Origin of the sequence: Empedobacter sp. GD03865 (assembly GCF_029840775.1) — a bacterium.
Lineage (GTDB): Bacteria > Bacteroidota > Bacteroidia > Flavobacteriales > Weeksellaceae > Empedobacter > Empedobacter falsenii_B.
This window is the reverse complement of record NZ_JAOCDF010000077.1, coordinates 1-946: the sequence shown is the minus strand read 5'-3', so window position 1 is coordinate 946 and position 946 is coordinate 1. Positions and strand designations below refer to the sequence as shown.

The following is a 946-nucleotide window of genomic DNA, read 5'->3' as shown; positions in this document are numbered from 1 at the left end:
TATTCCTCGATCAGAATGAAATAGCATTCCTTTTTTAATCGATCTATTCTTTATAGCCATACGCCATGCTGATAAAGTTGTATCTTCAGTACTCATCGTATTGCTCAAACTCCAACCAATGACCTTTCTATCATATAAATCGATAATTGTTGTTAAATATAAAAATCCTTCTTGAGTTTGAATATAAGTAATATCTGATACCCATTTCATAGAAGGTTTTGAAGCGTAAAAATCTCGATTAAGAAGATTATTTACAGTTAAATAATTATGTTTAGAATTTGTTGTAACTCTAAACTTTTTACTTAATTTACTTCTTAAACCAAGCTCTTGCATATATTTAGCAACTGTTTTAACTGATATTCTGTAACCTAAAGCATTTAATTCTGAATGAATTCGAGGACTTCCATATCTCTGCTTGAATTTAAAATATAGATACTTTATTTTATCTAGCATCAAATTTTTTCTCAAAAGTCGATTGGAGCAACCTTTATTTTTCCATTTATAATAGCTGCTGGAGTGGATTTTTAAGATAATACACATTTTCTCAATCGGAAATTGGCACTCGTGATTCTTTATAAATCTATATTTCATCGACCGTTCTTGGAGAAAATGCTGATTGCTTTTTTTAAGATATCACGTTCTAATTCTGCATCTTTAAGCTTTCTTTCTAATTCAACTATTCGCTCCTGTTCAGGCGTTAGTTTTAAATTACCTTTTCCTGGAAAACTATTGGATCCGTATTCTTGATAATCTTTGCGCCATTTGTATAATAAGGAGGCTTTTATTCCAAGTTCCCTTGCTAATTCCGATATATTACTTCTTTCATAACTCAATTCTACCGCTCGTAATTTAAATGAAGCATCGTAATGATTTTTTATTCCTTTCATAATTGTAAGATAAGTATTATATACCTTTTCTTACTCTGGAACTTTCGTTAGGATATCCA

2 protein-coding genes are annotated in these 946 nt (G+C 30.0%); both read right to left on the bottom strand.

Features of this window, described 5'->3' with window-relative positions; genetic code table 11:
- Positions 1 to 591: IS3 family transposase (locus N5D46_RS14700; RefSeq protein WP_280038323.1), on the bottom strand; the 591-nt coding region annotated here is incomplete at its 3' end.
- A complete protein-coding gene (locus tag N5D46_RS14695) occupies positions 588 to 887 on the bottom strand; it encodes a transposase (RefSeq protein WP_125388334.1) in 300 nt (99 codons plus the stop codon). The genes N5D46_RS14695 and N5D46_RS14700, both read right to left, overlap by 4 nt.
- Between the last annotated feature and the right edge of the window lie 59 nt (positions 888 to 946).

Bases quoted from the DNA above. Each gene is read 5' to 3' on its own strand.
- N5D46_RS14695 (WP_125388334.1), bottom strand. From the start codon at position 887: ATGAAAGGAATAAAAAATCATTACGATGCTTCATTTAAATTACGAGCG.